Origin of the sequence: Pelomonas sp. BJYL3 (assembly GCF_027257975.1) — a bacterium.
Lineage (GTDB): Bacteria > Pseudomonadota > Gammaproteobacteria > Burkholderiales > Burkholderiaceae_C > Roseateles_B > Roseateles_B flavus.
The window spans coordinates 1-1770 of sequence record NZ_JANZKX010000027.1 but is presented as its reverse complement, the minus strand read 5'-3'; the positions used below and the strand labels follow the sequence as shown (position 1 = coordinate 1770).

At 68.2% G+C, this 1770-nt stretch carries 1 protein-coding gene; it reads left to right on the top strand.

Annotated elements, in window-relative coordinates:
- Window positions 1-1770: condensation domain-containing protein (locus O9Y01_RS23135; protein WP_269634011.1), on the top strand; the 1770-nt coding region annotated here is incomplete at both ends.

Here is a 1770-nt window from a genome sequence, read left to right as displayed (position 1 = left end):
CTACGAGGCGCCGCAGGGCGAGCTGGAAGCGCAGCTGGCGGCGATCTGGGCGGAGCTGCTCAAGGTCGAGCGTGTGGGTCGCCACGACAGCTTCTTCGAGCTGGGTGGGCACTCCCTGCTGGCTCTGGGCCTGGTGGAGCGCATGCGCCGGCAGGGCCTGCACGCCGATGTGAAGCTGCTGTTCTCCTCGCCCACGGTCGCCGAGCTGGCGCTGTCCGTCGCCACGGACGCGAAGGACATCGTCGTCCCCCCCAATCTGATTCCTCCTGGCGCCACGTCCATCACGCCGGAGATGCTCACGCTGGCGCGCCTGGACCAGGCAGGGATCGACCGTGTGGTCGCGATGGTCGAGGGCGGCGCCGCACAGGTGCAGGACCTCTATCCGCTCACCGCAGCGCAGGAGGGCATCCTCTTTCACCATCGCATGGGTTCGGGCAGCGACGCCTACGTGGAGGCCGGCTTGATGGCCTGCAGCAGCCGCGAACGCGTGGACTCCTTCCTGCAGGCCTTGCAGCAGTTGGTGGATCGGCACGACATCCTGCGCACCGCCATCCTCTGGGAGGGGCTGGACGAGCCGCTACAGGTTGTGCACCGCCGCGCCGCGCTGCCGGTGAGCTTCCTGGACCTGGACCCCGCTGACGGCGAGGTGGCCCAGCAGCTGGCACAGCGGATGGATCCCCGCCGCACCCGCATCGATGTTCGTCAGCCCCCCATGCTTCGCGTGGGCGTGGCCCATGATCCGGTCCAGGGCCGCTGGCTGATGCGCCTGCTGTCCCATCACCTGGTGATGGATCACACCACGCAGGAGCTGCTGATCCAGGAAGCAGGACTGATTCAGGCCGGTCGGGCCGACCAGCTCCTGCCGCCGGTCCCCTTCCGGGATTTCGTCGCCCGTGCCCGCCTGGGCGTCAGCGACGACGAACACCGCGCATTCTTCAGCCGCATGCTGGGCGATGTCGAAGAGCCCACGGCACCCTTCGAGATCCTTGAGACCGAAGTGAGCGGCCTCGAAATGAAGGAGGCCCGCCTGCCGCTGCCCGCCTCGACGGCCCGCGCCGTGCGCGAGCTCGCACGCCGCTCCGGCGTGAGCGTGGCCAGTGTGATGCACCTGGCCTGGGCCATGGTGATTGCCAAGGTCTCCAGCCGACAGTCTCCGGTGTTTGGCACGGTTCTGTTCGGGCGCATGCAAGGAGGTCCGGGCGCCGATCGCGTCTGGGGCATGTTCATCAACACATTGCCGGTGCGCATCGATGTTGACGCCGCTCCCGTGCAGCAAAGCCTGCGTCGCGTGCATGCGCTGCTGTCCGAGCTGCTGCACCACGAGCATGCATCGCTCGCGCTGGCGCAGCGCTGCAGCGGTGTGCGGCACGGCCAGCCGCTGTTCACGTCCCTGTTGAACTACCGCTATGGTGTCTTCGAGGAGCAGGTGCAGGCTCACAACGCGGAGCTCGAGGTCCTCGGCGCCGAGGAGCGTTCCAGCTTCCCCATCTGCCTGGACGTCGATGATCTGGGCGAAGGCTTCTCACTCAATGCTCAGGTGGAAGGCGGGCTGGATCCGCTGCGCGTGTGCCGGCTGATGGAGGCCTCGCTGGACGGCCTGCTGCAGGCCCTGCGCGAAGCGCCGCAGACCCCTGTGGCCCACATCGACATACTGCCTGCGGCGGAGCGCGAGCAGGTGCTGCGAGGCTGGAACCAGACGCAGGAGGCGCTGCCGCTGGATCGGTGCGTGCACGAGCTGATCGAGGCGCAGGTGAGTCGGGATGGAGCGGC